We start from the raw sequence: 16,997 nt of genomic DNA, 5'->3' as shown, positions 1-16,997 counted from the left end.
CCCCCCTCAACCCCCCAACGACAACCGCGGCTTCGGCGCGTCCGTGCGGCCCGTCTGGGGGCGGCGGCTGCCCGCGCGGTACTGGGTGGGCCAGGTGGCGCCGGGACCGGAGTAGCCCTGTTCGGCGGCGGCGTGGAGGGTCCAGTGGGGGTCGTAGAGGTGGGGGCGGGCCAGGGCGCAGAGGTCGGTGCGGCCTGCGAGGAGGAGGGAGTTGACGTCGTCCCAGGAGGAGATGGCGCCGACTGCGATGACGGGGACGGCGGTTTCGTTGCGGATGCGGTCGGCGAAGGGGGTCTGGTAGGAGCGGCCGTAGGCGGGGCGTTCGTCGGCGACGACCTGACCGGTGGAGACGTCGATGGCGTCGGCGCCGTGCGCGGCGAAGGCGCGGGCGACTTCGACGGCGTCGTCGGCGGTGTTGCCGCCGTCGGCCCAGTCGGTGGCGGAGATGCGGACGGTCATGGGCCGGTCGGCGGGCCACACGTCGCGTACGGCGTCGAAGACTTCGAGGGGGAAGCGGAGGCGGGCTTCGAGGGAGCCGCCGTAGGCGTCGGTGCGGTGGTTGGTGAGGGGGGAGAGGAAGCTGGAGAGCAGGTAGCCGTGCGCGCAGTGGAGTTCGAGGAGGTCGAAGCCACAGGCGGCGGCGCGCCGGGCGGCGGCCACGAACTCCTCGCGGATGGCGGGGAGTTCGGATGCGGCGAGGGCGTGCGGGGTCTGGTTCGCGGGGGTGTACGGGAGGGGGGAGGGGGCGACGAGGGGCCAGTTGCCGGTGGGCAGGGGCTCGTCGATGCCGTCCCACATCAGCTTCGTGGAACCCTTGCGGCCGGAGTGGCCGAGCTGCACGCCGAGCGCGGTGGCGGGCGCCTGGGCGTGGGCGAAGTCGACGATCCGGGTCCAGGCGGCGGCCTGTTCGTCGGTGTAGAGGCCGGCGCAGCCCGGCGTGATGCGGCCAGGCTCGCTCACGCACACCATCTCGGTCATGACGAGTCCCGCCCCGCCGAGGGCGCGGGCGCCCAGGTGGACCAGGTGGAAGTCGCCGGGCACGCCGTCCTCGGCGGAGTACATGTCCATGGGGGACACGACGACGCGGTTGCGGAGCTCCAGGTCGCGCAGGCGCAGCGGGGTGAACATGGGCGGTGTGCCGGGCGGGCAGCCGAAGTCCCGCTCGACGGCCTCGGTGAAGCGGGCGTCGCGCAGGCGCAGGTTGTCGTGCGTGACGCGGCGGCTGCGGGTGAGCAGGTTGAACGCGAACTGCCGGGGCGACTGGGCGAGGTACGTCGGCAGCTCCTCGAACCACTGCAGGCTGGCGCGGGCGGCGCGCTGCGTGGACTCGACGACGGGGCGGCGCTCGGTCTCGTAGGCGGCGAGGGCGGTGGGGATGTCGGGCTGTTCCTGGAGGTTCGCGGCGAGCGCGAGGGCGTCCTCGACGGCGAGCTTGGTGCCGGAGCCGATGGAGAAGTGGGCGGTGTGGGCGGCGTCGCCGAGCAGGACGGTGTTGCCGTGCGACCAGTGCGCGTTGACGACGGTGCGGAAGGTGAGCCAGGAGGAGTTGTTGGAACGCAGCGGGCGGCCCCCGAGGGCGTCCGTGAAGAGTTTGGCGCAGCGTTCGACGGACGCGGCCTCGTCGAGGTCGGCGAACCCGGCGGCTTCCCACACCTCTTCGCGCATCTCGACGATGACGGTGGAGGCGCCGGGGCCGGTGGCCGTCGCGGCCTCGTAGGGGTAGCCGTGCAGTTGCATCACGCCGTGCTCGGTCTCGGCGATCTCGAAGCGGAACGCGTCGAAGGCGAAGTCGGCGGCGAGCCAGATGTAGCGGCAGCGATGGCTCGTGAGGGTGGGGAGGAAGGCCTCGGGGTGCGCTTCGCGGGTCTGGCTGTGCACGCCGTCCGCGGCGATCACCAGGTCGTACGCGGTGGCGAGGGTGGCGGCGGGCGGGGCCTCGGTACGGAAGCGGAGGTCCACGCCGAGGTCGCGGCAGCGCTCGTGCAGGATCGCGAGCAGCGTCCGCCTCCCGAGCGCGGCGAAGCCGTGGCCGCCGGAGGTGTGACGGGTGTCGCCGCGCACGATGTCGATGTCGTCCCAGCGGACGAACTCCTCCTGCAGAGCGGCGTACACGACGGGGTCGGCGTGCTCGATGCCGCCGAGCGTCTCGTCGGACAGCACGACGCCGAAGCCGAAGGTGTCGTCCGGGGCGTTCCGCTCCCAGACGGTGACCTCACGCCCGGGGTCGAGCCGCTTGAGCAGGGCGGCGGCGTAGAGCCCGCCGGGGCCGCCCCCGATCACGGCGATCCGGTGGGCGGCGGGAGCCGCGCCCGACGGGGTGACGGATCCCGTCACCGCCTTCACCGCCCCCGCCACTTCGGCGTGCGCTTCTCCGTGAAGGCCGCGTGGAACTCGGCGTAGTCCTCGCCGTTCATCAGCAGGGCCTGGGTCGCCGCGTCCATCTCGACGGCGGTCGCGAGGGGCATGTCCAGCTCGGCGGTGAGCAGGGCCTTCGTCTGGGCGTACGCCAGGGCGGGGCCCTCGGCCAGGCGGCGGGCCAGGGCCGCGGCGGCCTCGCCCGCCTTGCCCTCGTCCGTGAGTTCGCTGATGAGGCCGATGCGCTCGGCCTCGGGGGCGCGCACCGGCTCTCCCAGCATCAGCAGGCGCGTGGCGTGGCCGAGGCCGACGACGCGCGGCAGCAGATACGCCGCGCCCATGTCACCGCCGGAGAGCCCCACCTTGGTGAACAGGAACGAGAACCGCGCCGACGGGTCGGCGATCCGGAAGTCCGCGGCGAGCGCGAGCACGGCGCCCGCGCCCGCGGCCACCCCGTGCACCGCGGCGACCACGGGGAACGGGCATTCGCGCAGGGCCCGCACGACCTGGCCGGTCATGCGGTTGAAGTCGAGGAGCTGCGCGGTGTCCATGGCGAGCGTCGCGCCGATGATCTCGTCCACGTCGCCGCCGGAGCAGAAGCCGCGGCCCTCGCCACCGAGGACGAGGGCCCGCACGGACCGCTCCCGGGACAGCTCGGCGAGCAGGTCGCGCAGGTCGGCGTAGGCGCCGAAGGTGAGGGCGTTCAGCTTCTCGGGGCGGGCGAGCGTGACGGTGGCGACGCCGTCGTCGACGCTGAGGCGCAGATGCCGCCACTCGGGGGTGCGTGCGGTGGAGCCGGTGAAGGGACTCATGACGTGCGGCCTCCTGGGTCGGGGGCGGCGGGGGCCGGTGCGCGGGCCTTGGCCGGGGCGGGGTCGGCGCGCCGGGGCGCGGTCTCGCTCCCTCTCGAAGTTATCACTCGTCCATGACTGTCGTCACGAGTACGCGATACGAGGGGCAGGAGGATGCCCGCCTCGGGGCCGTCCGTTCCGACCGCAGAGGACGCGAGCCCCGGCCAGAGAGGAAGCGAGTCCCGGCCGCAGAGGCGTAAGTCCCGCAATGTCCTGTCATCGGACTGCAAACCAGCCGACGGTCGCCCCTGTCGTCACTCGGCTTAGGATTCGTACGGTTGACAGCAGGACCGCACAGGACCACCTGCTCGCCGAACGGACCCGCCTTGCCCGAACCGCACGCCCCCGCCTCCTGGCGCATCGGACTGCCCCACACCACGGCAGCCGTGCCGATCGCGCGCGCCCTGGTCCGTACGGCCCTCGTCGACATCGGCTCCACCGCGGACACCGACACCGCGGAACTCCTCACCGCCGAGCTGGTCGCCAACGCCGTGGAGCACGCCCCGGGGCACGACCCGATAGAGCTGGTCATCGAGCTGCTGCCGACCAGCTGCCAGGTCGAGGTGCGCGACTCCAGCCCGATCCCGCCGGGCGACCTCACCGACCCGTCGCCGGACGACGAGCCCGATCCCTGGCAGGAGCACGGCCGCGGCCTGCTTCTCATCCGCACCCTCAGCTCGTCCTGCGGCCACCGGCCCACGGAGTCCGGCAAGGCCGTGTGGTTCACGCTGCGGGCACCGGCCGACCACTGAGGCACCGCCCCTGGCCCCCGAGTCCCCGGGGTCTCAGGCGAGCGTCGCCACCAGGACCGCCTTGATCGTGTGCATCCGGTTCTCCGCCTCGTCGAAGACGACCGAGTGGGCCGACTCGAAGACCTCGTCCGTGACCTCCAGCGAGTCGCGTCCGTGCCGCTCGGCCACCTCGCGCCCGACCTGGGTGGCCAGGTCGTGGAAGGCGGGCAGGCAGTGCAGGAACTTCACGTCGGCGTTGCCGGTGGCGCGCAGGACGTCCATCGTGACCGCGTACGGACCGAGGGCGGCGATGCGCTCGTCCCAGACCTCGGCGGGCTCCCCCATCGACACCCACACGTCGGTGGCGACGAAGTCGGCGCCCGCGACGCCCTCGGCGACGTCCTCGGTGAGGGCGATCCGCGCGCCGGTGGTCTCGGCGAGCGCCCGCGCCCGGGCGACGACGTCCGCCGCGGGCCAGTACGCCCGGGGCGCGACGATCCGCACGTCCATGCCGAGCAGGGCGCCGGTGACCAGGTAGGAGTTGCCCATGTTCAGGCGGGCGTCGCCCAGGTAGGCGAGGGTGATCCGGTCCAGCGGCTTGGCGCAGTGCTCGGTCATCGTCAGTACGTCGGCGAGCATCTGTGTGGGGTGCCAGGCGTCGGTCAGGCCGTTGTAGACGGGCACGCCCGCGTGTGCGGCCAGGGTCTCGACGGTCTCCTGGGCGTCGCCGCGGAACTGGATGGCGTCGAACATCCGGCCGAGGACACGGGCGGTGTCCTTGACGGACTCCTTCTTGCCGATGTGCGCCCCGGAGGGGTCGATGTACGTCGTGGCGGCGCCCTGGTCGGCCGCGGCCACCTCGAAGGAGCAGCGGGTCCTCGTGGACGCCTTCTCGAAGATCAGCGCGATGTTCCTGCCGGTCAGGTGCCGGACCTCGGCCCCGGCCCGCTTCGCGGCCTTCAGTTCCGCGGCCAGGGCGAGCAGGCCGCGGAACTCGTCGGCGGTGAAGTCCAGCTCCTTGAGGAAGTGGCGGCCGGTGAGGTCGGTCGTGGCTGTCGTCGCCATGGGGCGCTCCTGGGGTACGCGTGCGTCGGGGCGGGCGGGGACCCTTGAAAGTCTATACGATCTTTCACATTTATATGCAGGCCCCCGCCCGCCCCGCTCCACTCGTCCCAGGGTGCGCCTACCGGACCGGATCCCGCTCGATCGGACAGCTCATGCAGCGCGGGCCGCCCCGGCCCCGGCCCAGCTCGCTGCCGGGGATCTCTATCACCTCGATGCCCTGCTTGCGCAGATACGTGTTCGTGGTCGCGTTCCGCTCGTACGCCACCACGACGCCCGGCTCGACCGCGAGCACGTTGCAGCCGTCGTCCCACTGCTCACGCTCGGCGGCGTGCACGTCCTGGGTGGCCGTGAGGACCCGGATGCCGCCGAGGCCGAGCGACGCGGCGATGGCGCGGTGCATGTGCTCCGGCGGGTGGTCGGTGACCTTCAACTCGCGTTCGTCGACGCCCGGTTCGATGGTGTACGAGCGGAGCATGCCGAGGCCCGCGTACTGCGTGAACGTATCTCCGTCGACCATCGTCATGACCGTGTCCAGGTGCATGAAGGCGCGGCGCTTGGGCATGTCCAGGGCCACGATCGAGGTCGCGGAACCGGCGGCGAACAGCTTGTGCGCGAGCATCTCGACGGCCTGCGGCTTGGTGCGCTCGCTCATGCCGATGAGCACGGCGCCGTTGCCGAGGACCAGGACGTCGCCGCCCTCGATGGTGGACGGGTAGTCGGACTGGCCCTGCGACCAGAGGTGGAAACCCTGGTCGTGGAAGAGCGGGTGGTGCTGGTAGATCGCCTCGAAGTGCACCGTCTCGCGCTGCCGCGCGGGCCAGCGCATCGCGTTGATGGACACGCCGTCGTAGATCCAGGCGGAGGTGTCGCGGGTGAACAGGTGGTTGGGCAGCGGGCCGAGCAGGAAGTCGTCCATGTCCATGCAGTGGAAGCGCACGGACGTCGGCTCCGGGTGCCGTTCCAGGTACTCCCGTTTGGTCATGCCGCCGATCAGGAACTCGGCGAGTTCCGCGGACGGCAGCGACTCGAAGCTCGCCCGCAGGTGGTCGGTGGCGAGCGGGCCGTACTCCTTCTCGTCGAAGACGCGGTCCAGGACGAGCAGCCGCGCGGCCGGCACGTCCAGCGTCTCGGTGAGCAGGTCACCGAAGAGGTGGACCGCCACCCCCCGGTCGCGCAGCACGTCGGCGAAGCCGTCGTGCTCCTGTCTTGCCCGCCGCACCCACAGCACGTCGTCGAACAGCAACGCGTCCTTGTTGGTCGGCGTGAGGCGCTTCAGCTCCAGGTCCGGGCGGTGCAGGATCACGCTGCGCAGATGCCCGGCCTCGGAGTCGACATGGAATCCCATGTCCCCATCCTCACCCGACCGGACCGCGTCACGCGCACGACGGCGCGTTTTGGGCGTCCCGCCAGGCAGGACACGGACGCCCAAAACGCGCCATACACACCTCAGAGCCGCGGATCCACGGGTTCCGATTCCAGTGCGAGCACCGCGAACACCGCCTCGTGGACCCGCCACAGCGGCTCGCCCTCCGCGAGCCGGTCGAGCGCCTCCAGGCCGAGCGCGTACTCCCGGATCGCCAGGGAGCGCTTGTGGCCGAGCGTGCGGCCGCGCAGCTTCTCCAGGTTCTCCGGCCTGGTGTACTCCGGGCCGTAGACGATCCGCAGGTACTCCCGGCCCCGGCACTTGATGCCGGGCTGCACCAGGCGGCCCTTGCCGTCGCGCACCAGCGCGCCGACCGGCTTGACGACCATGCCCTCACCGCCGCGCCCGGTCATCTCCAGCCACCAGTCGACGCCCGCGCGCACCGACTCCGCGTCGCCGGTGTCGACATACAGCCGGCGTGTGGTGCGCAGCAGGCCCGTGGTGTCGTGCTCCACCATCCGGTCGATCAGGGCCAGTTGCCGGTCGTGGGGCATACCGGCGAGGCTCTTGCCCTGGACCGCGAGGATCTGGAACGGCGCGAGCCGCACGCCGTCCAGGCCGTCGGTCGGCCAGCAGTAGCGGCGGTAGGCGTCGGTGAACGCGGCCGCGTCGGCGGCGCGTTCACGCTGCTTGCCGAGCAGGTCCCGGACGTCCACGCCGCGGGCGACGGCCGCCTCAAGGGCGGTGAGCGCACCGGGGAAGACCGCGCCGGACGCGGCGCCCACGGCGGCGTACTGCGAGCGCAGCAGCCCCGAGGCCTTCAGCGACCACGGCATCAGCTCCGCGTCGAGCAGCAGCCAGTCCGTCTCGAGCTCCGCCCACAGACCGGCGGCGTCGGCGGCGGCCCGCACCCGGTCGAGCACCTGCTCGGTGCGGTCGGCGTCGCCGAGGAAGGGGCGGCCGGTGCGCGTGACGAGGGCACCCGTCGGCCCTCCCCCACTGCCTGAGACGGCGTGGGAGGTGCCCCCTACGCCGAACCGCTCGCGCGCCACGTCCGCGTCCCGGCACACCAGGACCACCGCGCGGGAGCCCATGTGCTTCTCCTCGCACACGACCCGGGCGACGCCGTCGGCCGCGTACTGCGCGAACGCGTCCTCCGGGTGCTCCAGGTAGCCCTCCCGGCGTGAGGTGGCGGAGGGCGCCATCGTCGGCGGCAGGTACGGGAGCAGGCGCGGGTCGACGGCGAAGCGGCTCATCACTTCGAGCGCGGCGGCGGCGTTCTCCTCGCGCACGGTGACGCGGCCCGCGTGCCGGGTCTCCACGGCCCGGCGGCCGCGCACGTCGCCGAGGTCGAGCGGGCGGCCGTCGTGGCCGCCGGGCGCGTCGGTGCGCAGCGGCCGCGTCGGCTCGTACCAGACCCGCTCGGCGGGTATGTCGACCAGCTCGCGTTCGGGCCAGCGCAGCGCGGTCAGCTTGCCGCCGAAGACCGCGCCGGTGTCCAGGCAGATGGTGTTGTTCAGCCAGGTCGCCGTGGGCACCGGGGTGTGGCCGTAGACCACGGCCGCCTTGCCTCGGTAGTCCTCCGCCCACGGGTAGCGCACGGGCAGGCCGAACTCGTCGGTCTCGCCGGTGGTGTCGCCGTACAGCGCGTGCGAGCGCACCCGGCCCGAGGTGCGGCCGTGGTACTTCTCGGGCAGGCCCGCGTGGCAGACCACCAGCTTGCCGCCATCGAGGACGTAGTGGCTGACGAGGCCGTCCACGAACTCCCGCACCCGCGCCCGGAAGTCCGGGTCCCTCGCGTCCTCCGCCTCCAGCTGCGCGATGGTCTCCGCGAGGCCGTGGGTGTGCTGGACGCCGCGGCCCTTCAGATAGCGGCCGAGCTTGTTCTCGTGGTTGCCCGGTACGCACAGGGCGGTGCCGTCGGCGACCATCCCCATGACGCGGCGGAGCACGCCCGGGCTGTCCGGGCCGCGGTCGACGAGGTCGCCGACGAACACGGCGGTGCGGCCCTCGGGGTGCGCCCCGTCGACGTAACCGAGCCTGCCGAGCAGCGTCTCCAGCTCGCTCGCGCAGCCATGGATGTCACCGATGATGTCGAAGGGACCGGTGAGGTGGGTGAGGTCGTTGAAGCGCCGCTCCGTGACGACCTCGGCGCTCTCGACCTCCGCCACGCCCCGCAGGACGTGCACCTTCCGGAAGCCCTCGCGCTCCAGGTGCCTGAGCGAGCGCCGCAGTTCGCGCTGGTGGCGCTGGATGACCCGGCGCGGCATCCCGGCCCGGTCGGCCCGGGCCGCGTTCCGCTCGGCGCAGACCTCCTCGGGCACGTCGAGGACCACGGCGATGGGCAGCACGTCGTGCCGCCGGGCCAGCTCGATGAGCTGCTTGCGGCTGTCGGCCTGCACGCTCGTGGCGTCGACGACGGTACGGCGCCCGGCGGCGAGCCGCTTGCCCGCGATGTAGTTCAGGACGTCGAAGGCGTCGCCGCTCGCGCCCTGGTCGTTCTCGTCGTCGGCGACGAGCCCCCGGCAGAAGTCGCTGGACAGCACTTCGGTGGGCTTGAAGTGGCGCCGCGCGAAGGTGGACTTGCCCGCGCCGGAGGCGCCGATGAGGACGACGAGGGAGAGGTCGGTGACGGGGAGGCGGCGGCCGGGGGTGGCGCTGCCGGTGGTGTTGTCGGTGCTGGTGCCGGTGGTGTTGTCGGTCATGCTGCCTTCGCCTCCTTCGTGTTCCTGTCGTCCTGGGTCCGGGTGAACACCGCCATCTGGGTCGGCGGCCCCACCTCGGGGTCGTCGGGGCCGACGGCCACGAACTCCACCCCGTACCCGTGCTGCCGGGCGACCTGGTCCGCCCACTGGCCGAACTCCGCGCGGGTCCACTCGAAGCGGTGGTCGCCGTGGCGGACGTGACCGGCGGGCAGGGACTCCCAGCGGACGTTGTACTCGACGTTCGGCGTGGTCACGAGCACCGTGCGGGGACGTGCCGAGCCGAACACCGCGTACTCCAGGGCGGCGAGCCGCTCCGGGTCGACGTGCTCCACGACCTCGCAGAGCACCGCCGCGTCGTACCCCTTGAGGCGCTTGTCGGTGTACGCGAGCGAGCCCTGGAGCAGCGTCACGCGCTCCGCCTGGCGCTCGCCCATGCGGTCCAGCTTGAGCCGCCGCGACGCGACGGTCAGCGCGCGCATCGACACGTCGACGCCGACGATCTCCGTGTACCGGGTGTCCTTGAGCAGCGCCTGTATCAACTGGCCCTGGCCGCAGCCGAGATCGAGGACACGGGCGGCGCCCGCCGCGTCGAGGGCGGCGAGGATCGCGTCCCTGCGCCGCTCGGCGAGCGGCGCGGGCTTGTCCTCCGCCTCCGGTCCCTCGTCGGCGACGGCGTTGTCGATCTCCTCTACGGCCGTGTCGTCCGCGTCCGCGAGCCGCGCCAGTTCGAGCCGTTCCATGGCCTCGCGCGTCAGCGACCAGCGCCGGGCCAGATAGCGGTTGGTGATCAGCTTCTGCTCGGGGTGGTCGGCGAGCCAGCCCTCCCCGGCGCGCAGCAGCTTGTCGACCTCGTCGGCCGAGACCCAGTAGTGCTTGGCGTCGTCGAGCACCGGAAGCAGGACGTACAGGTGGCGCAGCGCCTCGCTGAGGGTCAGCCCGCCGTCCGGCACCTCCAGTACGAGGCGTACGTACCGCGAGTCGCCCCACTCCGGGAAGCGCTCGTCGAGCGGCACGGGATCGGCGTCCACGGTCCAGCCCAGCGGCTCGAACAGCGCCCGGACCAGGCGGGCTCCGCCGCGCGCGGGCAGCGCGGGCACCTCGACGCGCAGCGGCAGCGGCTGCGCCGCCCGCTCGGGCAGGTTCTTGCACACGCCGCGCAGGGCGCTGGAGAACACCGTGCTCAGGGCGACGGCGAACAGCGAGGACGCGGCGTACGGACGGTCGTTGACGTACTGCGCGAGAGCCGCGTCGGCGGCGCCGCCCCGGCCCTTGGTGGCGCCCCTGACGCGCCGCGCGAGCGCCACCGGGTCCACTTCGAGCAGCAGCGCGGCCGTGCAGCGCTCCGCGGTCGCCTCGGGGTAGAAGACGTACGCCTGCCCGTAGGACGTGGAGAACGCCTGCGCCTTGCCGGGATGCTTGTGCAGCAGGAACCCGAGGTCGGTCGCGGGGCGTTCCGGAGTGCCGGTGGTGCTGATCGTCAAGAACATGGGTATGCCTCGATAAGCAATCTGAGCCGTGGACTCGATGGGCAATCTGAGCCGTGATGACGTGCTGGGCTGTCTGGCGCACGGCGTGTCGGCCCGACTTTTCCTGCGTCGGCCGACCGGCCTTGCGCGAAGGGGTGACAGATCACGCCCCCGCAAGCCGGGCGCGCGTCTTCCGGCGCGACCTCGGCCCGCTCCTCAACCCCCCGTATCTGTCGCGTGCGCCGCGGCGCGGACCTCTCGCCACGCACCGCCCTCTTCCCGGCGCACCTGCACAAACGTACAGCGAAGGCCTCGGACGTACGCGGGAATTTCCGCTCCGCCGCCTGGTCCGGTGCCGTCCGCCCCACCGTCGCCCGGTCCGGCGCCTCACGGCTCAGCGTGCCGCGCGCAGTTCGGCGTAGAGATCGGGGCCCGTCCAGGTGCGCGGCGCGGACTCCGCCTCGTGCACCAGGGCGACCAGGCGCGCGTTCACGGGGGCGCGCCGGCCCTGGGCGGTGGCGAGGTCGACGATCTCGCCCTGCAGGGAGTCGACCTCCGTGGGGCGGCCGCACCGCAGGTCCTCCCACATCGAGGAACGCGCGTGGGCGTCGGTCCGCAGGGACGCGGCCGCCACCCGGCGGAAGACGGCGTCGGGGAGCCCGAGGACGAACGGGATGGCGCCGGGCGCGATGGGGCCGAGGCGGGCGGGCGCGACCCCGGCGGCGCGGAAGGCGGCGAGCGCTTCGCGCTGGCACAGGGCGAGGCAGCCGCGGTAGGCCCGCAGTCCGAGCTGGTCGCGCAGCGGAAGTCCGGACAGGGCGTTGACCGCGTTGTTGAGGTTCATCAGGAGCTTGGAGTGCTGCACCTCGGACATGTCGGTGCGGGCCTCGATGTCCAGGCCCGCCTCGCGGAAGGCGGCGAGGAGCGTGTCGTCGGGCTCGGCCATGAGCCGTCCCGGCATGCCCTGGTGCACGGTGCCCGGCTCGGACCGCATCACGTTGTACGGGACCATCCCGGCGAGGACGGCGTGGCCGGGCAGCGCGGCGCGCAGGGCGGCGGGGTTGCGCAGGCCGTTCTGGAAGCTCACCACGACGGCACCGGGGGCGAGATGGGCGGCCAGGCCCGTGGCGGCGGCCTCGGTGTCGGCGCTCTTCACGGTGACGAGGACGTGGTCGGCGCCCGCCGCCGCCTCCGGTCCGGTGGCCAGCTTCAGCCGGTCCGGTGTGAGGTGCACGGGCGGGCGGGTGGAGCTGCTGAGCGTGAGTCCCCGGTCGGCCAGGGTCGCCATGGCGGCGGACCGGCCGATGAAGGTCACGTCGTGCCCGGCGGCGACGAGGTGGCCGCCGAGGTGACAGCCGACGCTGCCGGCTCCGAGGACGGCGAAGCGGGGCCTTGGCATGGGCGGCTCCTGGGGCGAGGTGCGCGGGCACGGTGCGGGCGCGGCGGGCAGGGGTGCGGCGCGGCGGGCGGCGCCAGGTCGGGCAGGGCCAGCCTGGACCAGGGACGCAGGGGCTGACCAGCCCCGGGCTCCCGCCGATTGCGCCTTCGTCGCACCTCGCCCCGCCCCGGCGAGGGGGTGGTGCCGGACGGGCACCACCCCCTGCGCCTCGGGCCGGGCGCCATCACTTGCTCCTCAGGCCGGGCGCCGTCCCCTGCCCCTCAGGCCGAGCACCGCGCCCCGCCGCTCAAGCCGGGCGCCAACCCCTGCCGCTCAGGCCGGGCTCCACGCCCTGCTGCTCAGGCCGGGCGCCGAGCTCCGCCCCCAAGGCCCGGCACCACCCTCCGCCGCTCAGCTCCGTCCGCTGTAGTCGTGCGCGGGCCGGGGGTCCGGCTGCTCCGGCAGGGGCGCCGTGGGCTCGGCACGCGCCAGCTTCTCCCCCTCGATGTCGACGTGGGGCAGGATCCGGTCCAGCCACCCGGGCAGGGACCAGGCGCGCTTGCCGAGCAGGGCGAGGGCGGCGGGCACGATCGTCATGCGGACGACGAACGCGTCGAAGGCGACGGCGACCGCGAGACCGAAGCCGAGGGCCTTGATCATGGCGTCCTCGGAGCCGACGAACCCGGCGAAGACCGTGATCATGATGAGGGCCGCGACGGTGACGACGGTCGCGCTGTGCCGGAAACCGGCCTCCACCGCCGTCCGCGCGTCCGCGCCGTGGACGTACGCCTCCCGCATCCGGGTCACCAGGAACACCTGGTAGTCCATGGCCAGGCCGAAGACGATGCCGACCATCAGGATGGGCATCAGGCTCATGAGGGGACCGGTCTGCTCCAGGCCGATCAGGTCCTTCAGCCAGCCCCACTGGAACACCGCGACGATCGCGCCCAGCGAGGCGAGCACGGAGAGCAGGAAGCCGAGGGCGGCCTTGACGGGTACGAGGATCGAACGGAACACCAGGATCAGGACGAGGACCGCGAGTCCGACGACGAGCGCCAGGTAGGGCACGATCGCCTTGCTGAACTTGTCGGAGACGTCGATGTTGAGGGCCGTCGTGCCGGTCACCAGGGCGCGGGCGCCCGAGTCCGCTCCGGTGCGGTCGGCCAGGGACCGGATGTCGCCGACGAGTTCCTTCGTGGCGTCGCTGCCCGGCGCGCTCTTCGGGACGACCGTGATGACGGCGGTGTCGCCCGCCTTGTTGAAGAGGGCCGGGGTCACGGCGGCCACGTCGCGCAGTTCCTTCAGGGACGTGCCCAGCTCCGCCGCCCCGGTGCGGGCGACGGCGGGATCCCGGTCGTCGACGGTCACCGTGAGCGGCCCGTTGAAGCCGGGGCCGAAGGACTGCGACAGCATGTCGTACGCCTTGCGCTGGGTGGAGGACGCGGTCTTGGAGCCGTCGTCCGGCAGCCCGAGTTCGAGCTTCGTGGCGGGCAGGGCGATCACGCCGAGGGCGAGGACGGCCAGGACCAGGACCCGCGCGGGCCTGCGCAGGACGAACGCGATCCAGCGCTGCGCGAGGCCCGTCCTCGCGGGCGCCGCGGTCCGGCTCGGCAGGAACCGGCGGACGAACCGTCCGCGGCCCCTGCCGACCACCCGTTCACCGGCGAAGCCGAGCAGCGCGGGCATCAGCGTGACGGCGACGAGCACGGCGACGGCGACCGCCCCTGCGGCGGCCAGGCCCATCGCGGTCAGGATGGACAGGTTCACCACGGCGAGCCCCGCGAGCGCGATCACGACCGTGAGACCGGCGAAGACGACGGCCGATCCGGCGGTGCCGTTGGCGCGGGCGGCGGCCTCCTCGGCGTCGTACCCCTCGGCGCGTTCGGAGCGGTAGCGGGAGACGATGAACAGGGCGTAGTCGATGCCGACGGCGATGCCCAGCATCGTGGCCAGGACCGAGGCGTTGCTGTTGAGGTCGAACGGCCCGCTGAGCGCCGTGATGGCGGTCATGCTCACGGCCACCCCGACCAGCGCGGTCACCAGCGGAAGCCCGGCGGCGACCAGGGAGCCGAAGGTGATGAGGAGGATGACGGCGGCCAGGGCGAAGCCGATGGCCTCCGCCGAGTGGCCCTCCTCGGGCGGCCGCAGCGCGTTCCCCGACGCCTCCACCGTCAGACCGTGGTCGCGGCCCGCCTCCAACGCCTTGTCGAGACCGGTGTGGTCACGGTCCGTCAGCTCGGTGTCCGTCACGCTGTACGTGACCTGGGAGTAGGCGGTGGTGCCGTTCGCGCTGACCGCCTTCGCCGCGAAGGGGTCGGTGACCTTGGCGATGTGCGCGGAGGACTTCTTCACCTCGGCCAGGGTCGCCTCGAGCGCCGCTCGGTTGTCGGCGCTGCCAATCTTCTCCCCACCGGGGGCCCGCAGAACGACGCGGGCGTTGGCGCCGTCGGCGTTGGCGGCCGGGAACTGCTTCTCCAGCAGGTCGTTGGCGCGCTGTGCCTCCGTGCCGGGGAGGGTGACGTTGGATGTCTGCGGGCCCGAGCCGTTGGCGGCGGCGACGCCCACGGCACCGAGGACGAGCGCCCAGAGGAGGACGACCAGCCAGCGTCGCCTGAAGGCGGTCCGGCCGATGCGGTGCAGGAAGGTGGCCATGAGGGGGTGCGATCACTCTCTGTCTGTGGGTGCGGGCAGGCGGGGCGCCTGTGGGTGCGAGCAGGCTGGGCCCTGCTGCTGGGGTGCAGCGGGCCGAACCGGTCGCAGCGGGCGTGCGTCGCCCCCGGTCCCGGGACGTGCGGGCGGCGGCCGGGCCCCGGGGGTAGGTCTCCGGCCGCCGTGGTCACCAGGGTTCCGCCTGGCGGGGGCCCGTTCCGTCAGCCGTGCGTACCCTTCGCGAACCGGCCTGTCGGTCATTCGGCCGACACGGGCCTCCGCTTCCGCTCCTACGCTGATCGGCGTGGACTGGAAACTCCCCCTCAACCCGGCCGCCGGCGGCAGGCTCCTCAGGATCAGCAGCCTGACGGCGTTCGCGCTGATCCTGCTCGGGGACTTCGGCGCCGCGCGCATCGCCAACGCCGCTCCGCTCCAGGCGCCGACCGCGTGGCTGCCCGTGATCGTCACCGGCCCGCTGATCGGCCTCGCCGTCCTCGGCCTGCCGCGCGCGTTCGCGCTGGGCCGACGCGTCGTCGGCGCCGTGACGATCTCCCTCGCCCTGACCGTGTGGACCTTGATCGACTCCTCCGGCCTGCAGTGGTGGGGAGCCCTGGAGACCTGCGGACTGCTCTTCCTCACCATCCGCACCACGGCGCACGCCTGGCGTCCGGCGCGCGCGACCGCGGCGACCGTCGCCCTGTGCGTCGCCGTCCTGATGCTGCCGCTGCGCAGCGGCTCCTGGTCCGCGTTCGTGGCGGGCGGCTACATCCTGACCGTGGCCCTCGCCATCTGCGTCGCCACCGGCTGTGCCCTGCGCGCCATGGAGCTCCGCAGGGAGCGGGCCGTGCACGACGTGCGCCAGGCGGAGCGCCTCGCCCTCGCCCGGGACCTGCACGACCTGATCGCCCATCACATGACGGGCATCATCGTCCAGGCCAACGCCGCCGTGACCATCCAGGGCAGCGCGCCCGACCAGGTGGACCCCCTGCTGCGCAACATCGCCCGGTCCGGCACGGAGACGCTGGAGTCGATGCGCCGTCTGGTGGGCGTCCTGCGGGAGGACAATCACGCCGCGCTGCGCCCCGGCGACCTGCTCACCGAACTGGCCGACCTCGTCTCGGCCCACTGCGCCCACACCAGCGCCGACGCCTCCGGTGCCAACGGTGCCAACGGTGCCTTCGATGCCCTCGATGCCCCCGATGCCTCCGGTACCGACACGCCCGCCCGCCTCGACGTCGCGGCCGCCGCCCGCACCGCCCGGCTCAGCCCCGAAGTCGAGATCTCCGTGCTCCGGCTGGTCCAGGAAGCCCTCACCAACGTCCGCAGGCACGCCTGCGGCGCCCGCGCAACGGTCCGCCTGGACGCGGAACCCGGCTGGCTACGGGTGACGGTCACCAACACCGCGGCCCCGCACCGGGGCACCGCACCGGCGGGCGGGCGCGGCGGCTTCGGCCTGCTCGGGCTGCGCGAACGCGTCGAGGCCCTGGACGGGACGCTGCGCACCGGCGCGCTCCCCCAGGGCGGCTGGCAGGTCGAGGCCGCCTTCCCGCTGGCGACGGCCGCCGCGGACGTCCTCCAGGACCACGGGCAGGGGCGCTGAGGGGGCGCGGGGCGCCGAGGGGGCGGGGTCGGCTGAGGCACGAGGGCGCTGAGGGAACAGGGTCGGCCAGGCGCAAGGGCGCTGGCGGACCGGCGCCTCGGACGGTCCGGGAGTCAGCGCGCCGGGTGCGCCACGCCGTGCTCCCACGCCCACGCCGCGACCTCCACCCGGTTGCGGGCCACGAGCTTGGCCTGGATCCGCGCCAGATACGTCTTCACCGTCGACAACGACAGGAACAACTCGTCGCAGATCTCCTGGTTCGTACGCCCCACCGCGACGAGCCGCACGATGTCCAGCTCCCGCTCGCTGAGCCCGGCGGCCCCCGCGTTCCCCGACGCGGAGCCCCGCTCCGACTCCTCCAGACGCCGCAGCAGACGCACCGTCACCGCCGGTGACACCAGAGCGTCCCCGCGCGACGCGGCCTGCACCGCCTCCACGAGCAGCCCCGGCGACGCGTCCTTCAGGAGGAACCCGCACGCCCCGTTCCGCAGCCCGGTCCGCACGTAGTCGTCCTGGTCGAACGTGGTGATCAGCACGACGTTCAGCGGCTCGGCCACACCGGGACCGGCCAACTGCCGCACCACTTCCAGGCCGTCGAGGCGCGGCATGCGGATGTCGGCGAGCACCACGTCGGGGCGCAGCCGACGCGCCATGTCGATGCACTCCACCCCGTCGGCCGCCGCACCGACCACGGTGATGCCCGGCTGTGCCCCCAGGATCAGGCTGAATCCGGTCCGCACCAGCTCCTGATCGTCGGCGATCACCACATCGATCCGTGTCTCGGCCACCTTCCGTTCCTACCACAGCGATCGGTGGCACCGGCCTGCCGGACGC

11 protein-coding genes are annotated in these 16,997 nt (G+C 73.1%); 2 read left to right on the top strand and 9 right to left on the bottom strand.

All coding sequences use genetic code 11. The annotated features are described in order from the left end of the window. Window positions 1-6: 6 nt before the first annotated feature. Window positions 7-2,334, bottom strand: a complete 2,328-nt coding sequence (locus tag ACFVHO_RS01830) for a bifunctional salicylyl-CoA 5-hydroxylase/oxidoreductase (RefSeq protein WP_385708738.1) — start codon at window positions 2,332-2,334, stop codon at window positions 7-9. Between the two features lie 5 nt (window positions 2,335-2,339). Continuing rightward, the gene (locus tag ACFVHO_RS01825; RefSeq protein WP_385708736.1) at window positions 2,340-3,167 is read right to left on the bottom strand and encodes an enoyl-CoA hydratase family protein; all 828 of its coding nucleotides are present in this window, start codon (window positions 3,165-3,167) and stop codon (window positions 2,340-2,342) included. A 365-nt stretch (window positions 3,168-3,532) separates the two neighbouring features. On the opposite strand from ACFVHO_RS01825, the gene ACFVHO_RS01820 reads away from it, so the two are divergent. Beyond that, window positions 3,533-3,958 carry an ATP-binding protein gene (locus tag ACFVHO_RS01820; RefSeq protein ID WP_385708733.1) on the top strand — a complete coding sequence of 142 codons (426 nt, stop codon included), beginning with the start codon at window positions 3,533-3,535 and terminating at the stop codon, window positions 3,956-3,958. A 33-nt stretch (window positions 3,959-3,991) separates the two neighbouring features. Here the strand turns inward: ACFVHO_RS01820 and argF are convergent, their stop codons facing one another. The 6 genes from argF to ACFVHO_RS01790 all read right to left on the bottom strand — a co-directional run bounded on the left by argF (window position 3,992) and on the right by ACFVHO_RS01790 (window position 14,566). Next, window positions 3,992-5,002: an ornithine carbamoyltransferase gene (gene argF, locus ACFVHO_RS01815; protein ID WP_385708731.1), complete on the bottom strand. Its 1,011-nt coding sequence runs from the start codon at window positions 5,000-5,002 to the stop codon at window positions 3,992-3,994. A gap of 118 nt (window positions 5,003-5,120) precedes the next feature. Continuing rightward, on the bottom strand, window positions 5,121-6,347 hold the full coding sequence (locus tag ACFVHO_RS01810; protein WP_385708728.1) for an arginine deiminase: 1,227 nt from the start codon (window positions 6,345-6,347) through the stop codon (window positions 5,121-5,123). A gap of 101 nt (window positions 6,348-6,448) precedes the next feature. Continuing rightward, the gene (locus ACFVHO_RS01805; RefSeq protein ID WP_385708725.1) at window positions 6,449-9,070 is read right to left on the bottom strand and encodes a polynucleotide kinase-phosphatase; all 2,622 of its coding nucleotides are present in this window, start codon (window positions 9,068-9,070) and stop codon (window positions 6,449-6,451) included. Beyond that, on the bottom strand, window positions 9,067-10,557 hold the full coding sequence (locus ACFVHO_RS01800; protein WP_385708721.1) for a 3' terminal RNA ribose 2'-O-methyltransferase Hen1: 1,491 nt from the start codon (window positions 10,555-10,557) through the stop codon (window positions 9,067-9,069). The genes ACFVHO_RS01805 and ACFVHO_RS01800 overlap by 4 nt, the downstream gene beginning before the upstream one ends. Before the next feature lie 373 nt (window positions 10,558-10,930). After that, window positions 10,931-11,935 carry a 2-dehydropantoate 2-reductase gene (locus ACFVHO_RS01795; RefSeq protein ID WP_385708718.1) on the bottom strand — a complete coding sequence of 335 codons (1,005 nt, stop codon included), beginning with the start codon at window positions 11,933-11,935 and terminating at the stop codon, window positions 10,931-10,933. 390 nt (window positions 11,936-12,325) lie between these two features. Next, entirely contained in the window at window positions 12,326-14,566 is a 2,241-nt protein-coding gene (locus tag ACFVHO_RS01790) for an MMPL family transporter (RefSeq protein WP_385708715.1), read from the bottom strand. A gap of 301 nt (window positions 14,567-14,867) precedes the next feature. Here ACFVHO_RS01790 and ACFVHO_RS01785 point away from each other — a divergent pair, with 301 nt between their 5' ends. After that, the gene (locus tag ACFVHO_RS01785) at window positions 14,868-16,163 is read left to right on the top strand and encodes a sensor histidine kinase (protein ID WP_385708712.1); all 1,296 of its coding nucleotides are present in this window, start codon (window positions 14,868-14,870) and stop codon (window positions 16,161-16,163) included. A gap of 113 nt (window positions 16,164-16,276) precedes the next feature. Here the strand turns inward: ACFVHO_RS01785 and ACFVHO_RS01780 are convergent, their stop codons facing one another. After that, window positions 16,277-16,951 (bottom strand): response regulator, encoded by a 675-nt coding sequence (locus ACFVHO_RS01780; protein WP_385708709.1) that lies wholly within the window; start codon window positions 16,949-16,951, stop codon window positions 16,277-16,279. Window positions 16,952-16,997: the final 46 nt, after the last annotated feature.

The organism is Streptomyces sp. NPDC127108, from assembly GCF_042677545.1.
Classification (GTDB): Bacteria; Actinomycetota; Actinomycetes; order Streptomycetales; family Streptomycetaceae; genus Streptomyces.
This window is presented reverse-complemented; position numbering and strand designations above follow the sequence as displayed.

Coding starts and splice junctions, on each gene's coding strand:
- ACFVHO_RS01825 (WP_385708736.1), bottom strand. CDS start 3,167: ATGAGTCCCTTCACCGGCTCCACCGCACGCACCCCCGAGTGGCGGCAT.
- argF (WP_385708731.1), bottom strand. CDS start 5,002: ATGGCGACGACAGCCACGACCGACCTCACCGGCCGCCACTTCCTCAAG.
- ACFVHO_RS01810 (WP_385708728.1), bottom strand. CDS start 6,347: ATGGGATTCCATGTCGACTCCGAGGCCGGGCATCTGCGCAGCGTGATC.
- ACFVHO_RS01805 (WP_385708725.1), bottom strand. CDS start 9,070: ATGACCGACAACACCACCGGCACCAGCACCGACAACACCACCGGCAGC.
- ACFVHO_RS01800 (WP_385708721.1), bottom strand. CDS start 10,557: ATGTTCTTGACGATCAGCACCACCGGCACTCCGGAACGCCCCGCGACC.
- ACFVHO_RS01795 (WP_385708718.1), bottom strand. CDS start 11,935: ATGCCAAGGCCCCGCTTCGCCGTCCTCGGAGCCGGCAGCGTCGGCTGT.
- ACFVHO_RS01790 (WP_385708715.1), bottom strand. CDS start 14,566: ATGGCCACCTTCCTGCACCGCATCGGCCGGACCGCCTTCAGGCGACGC.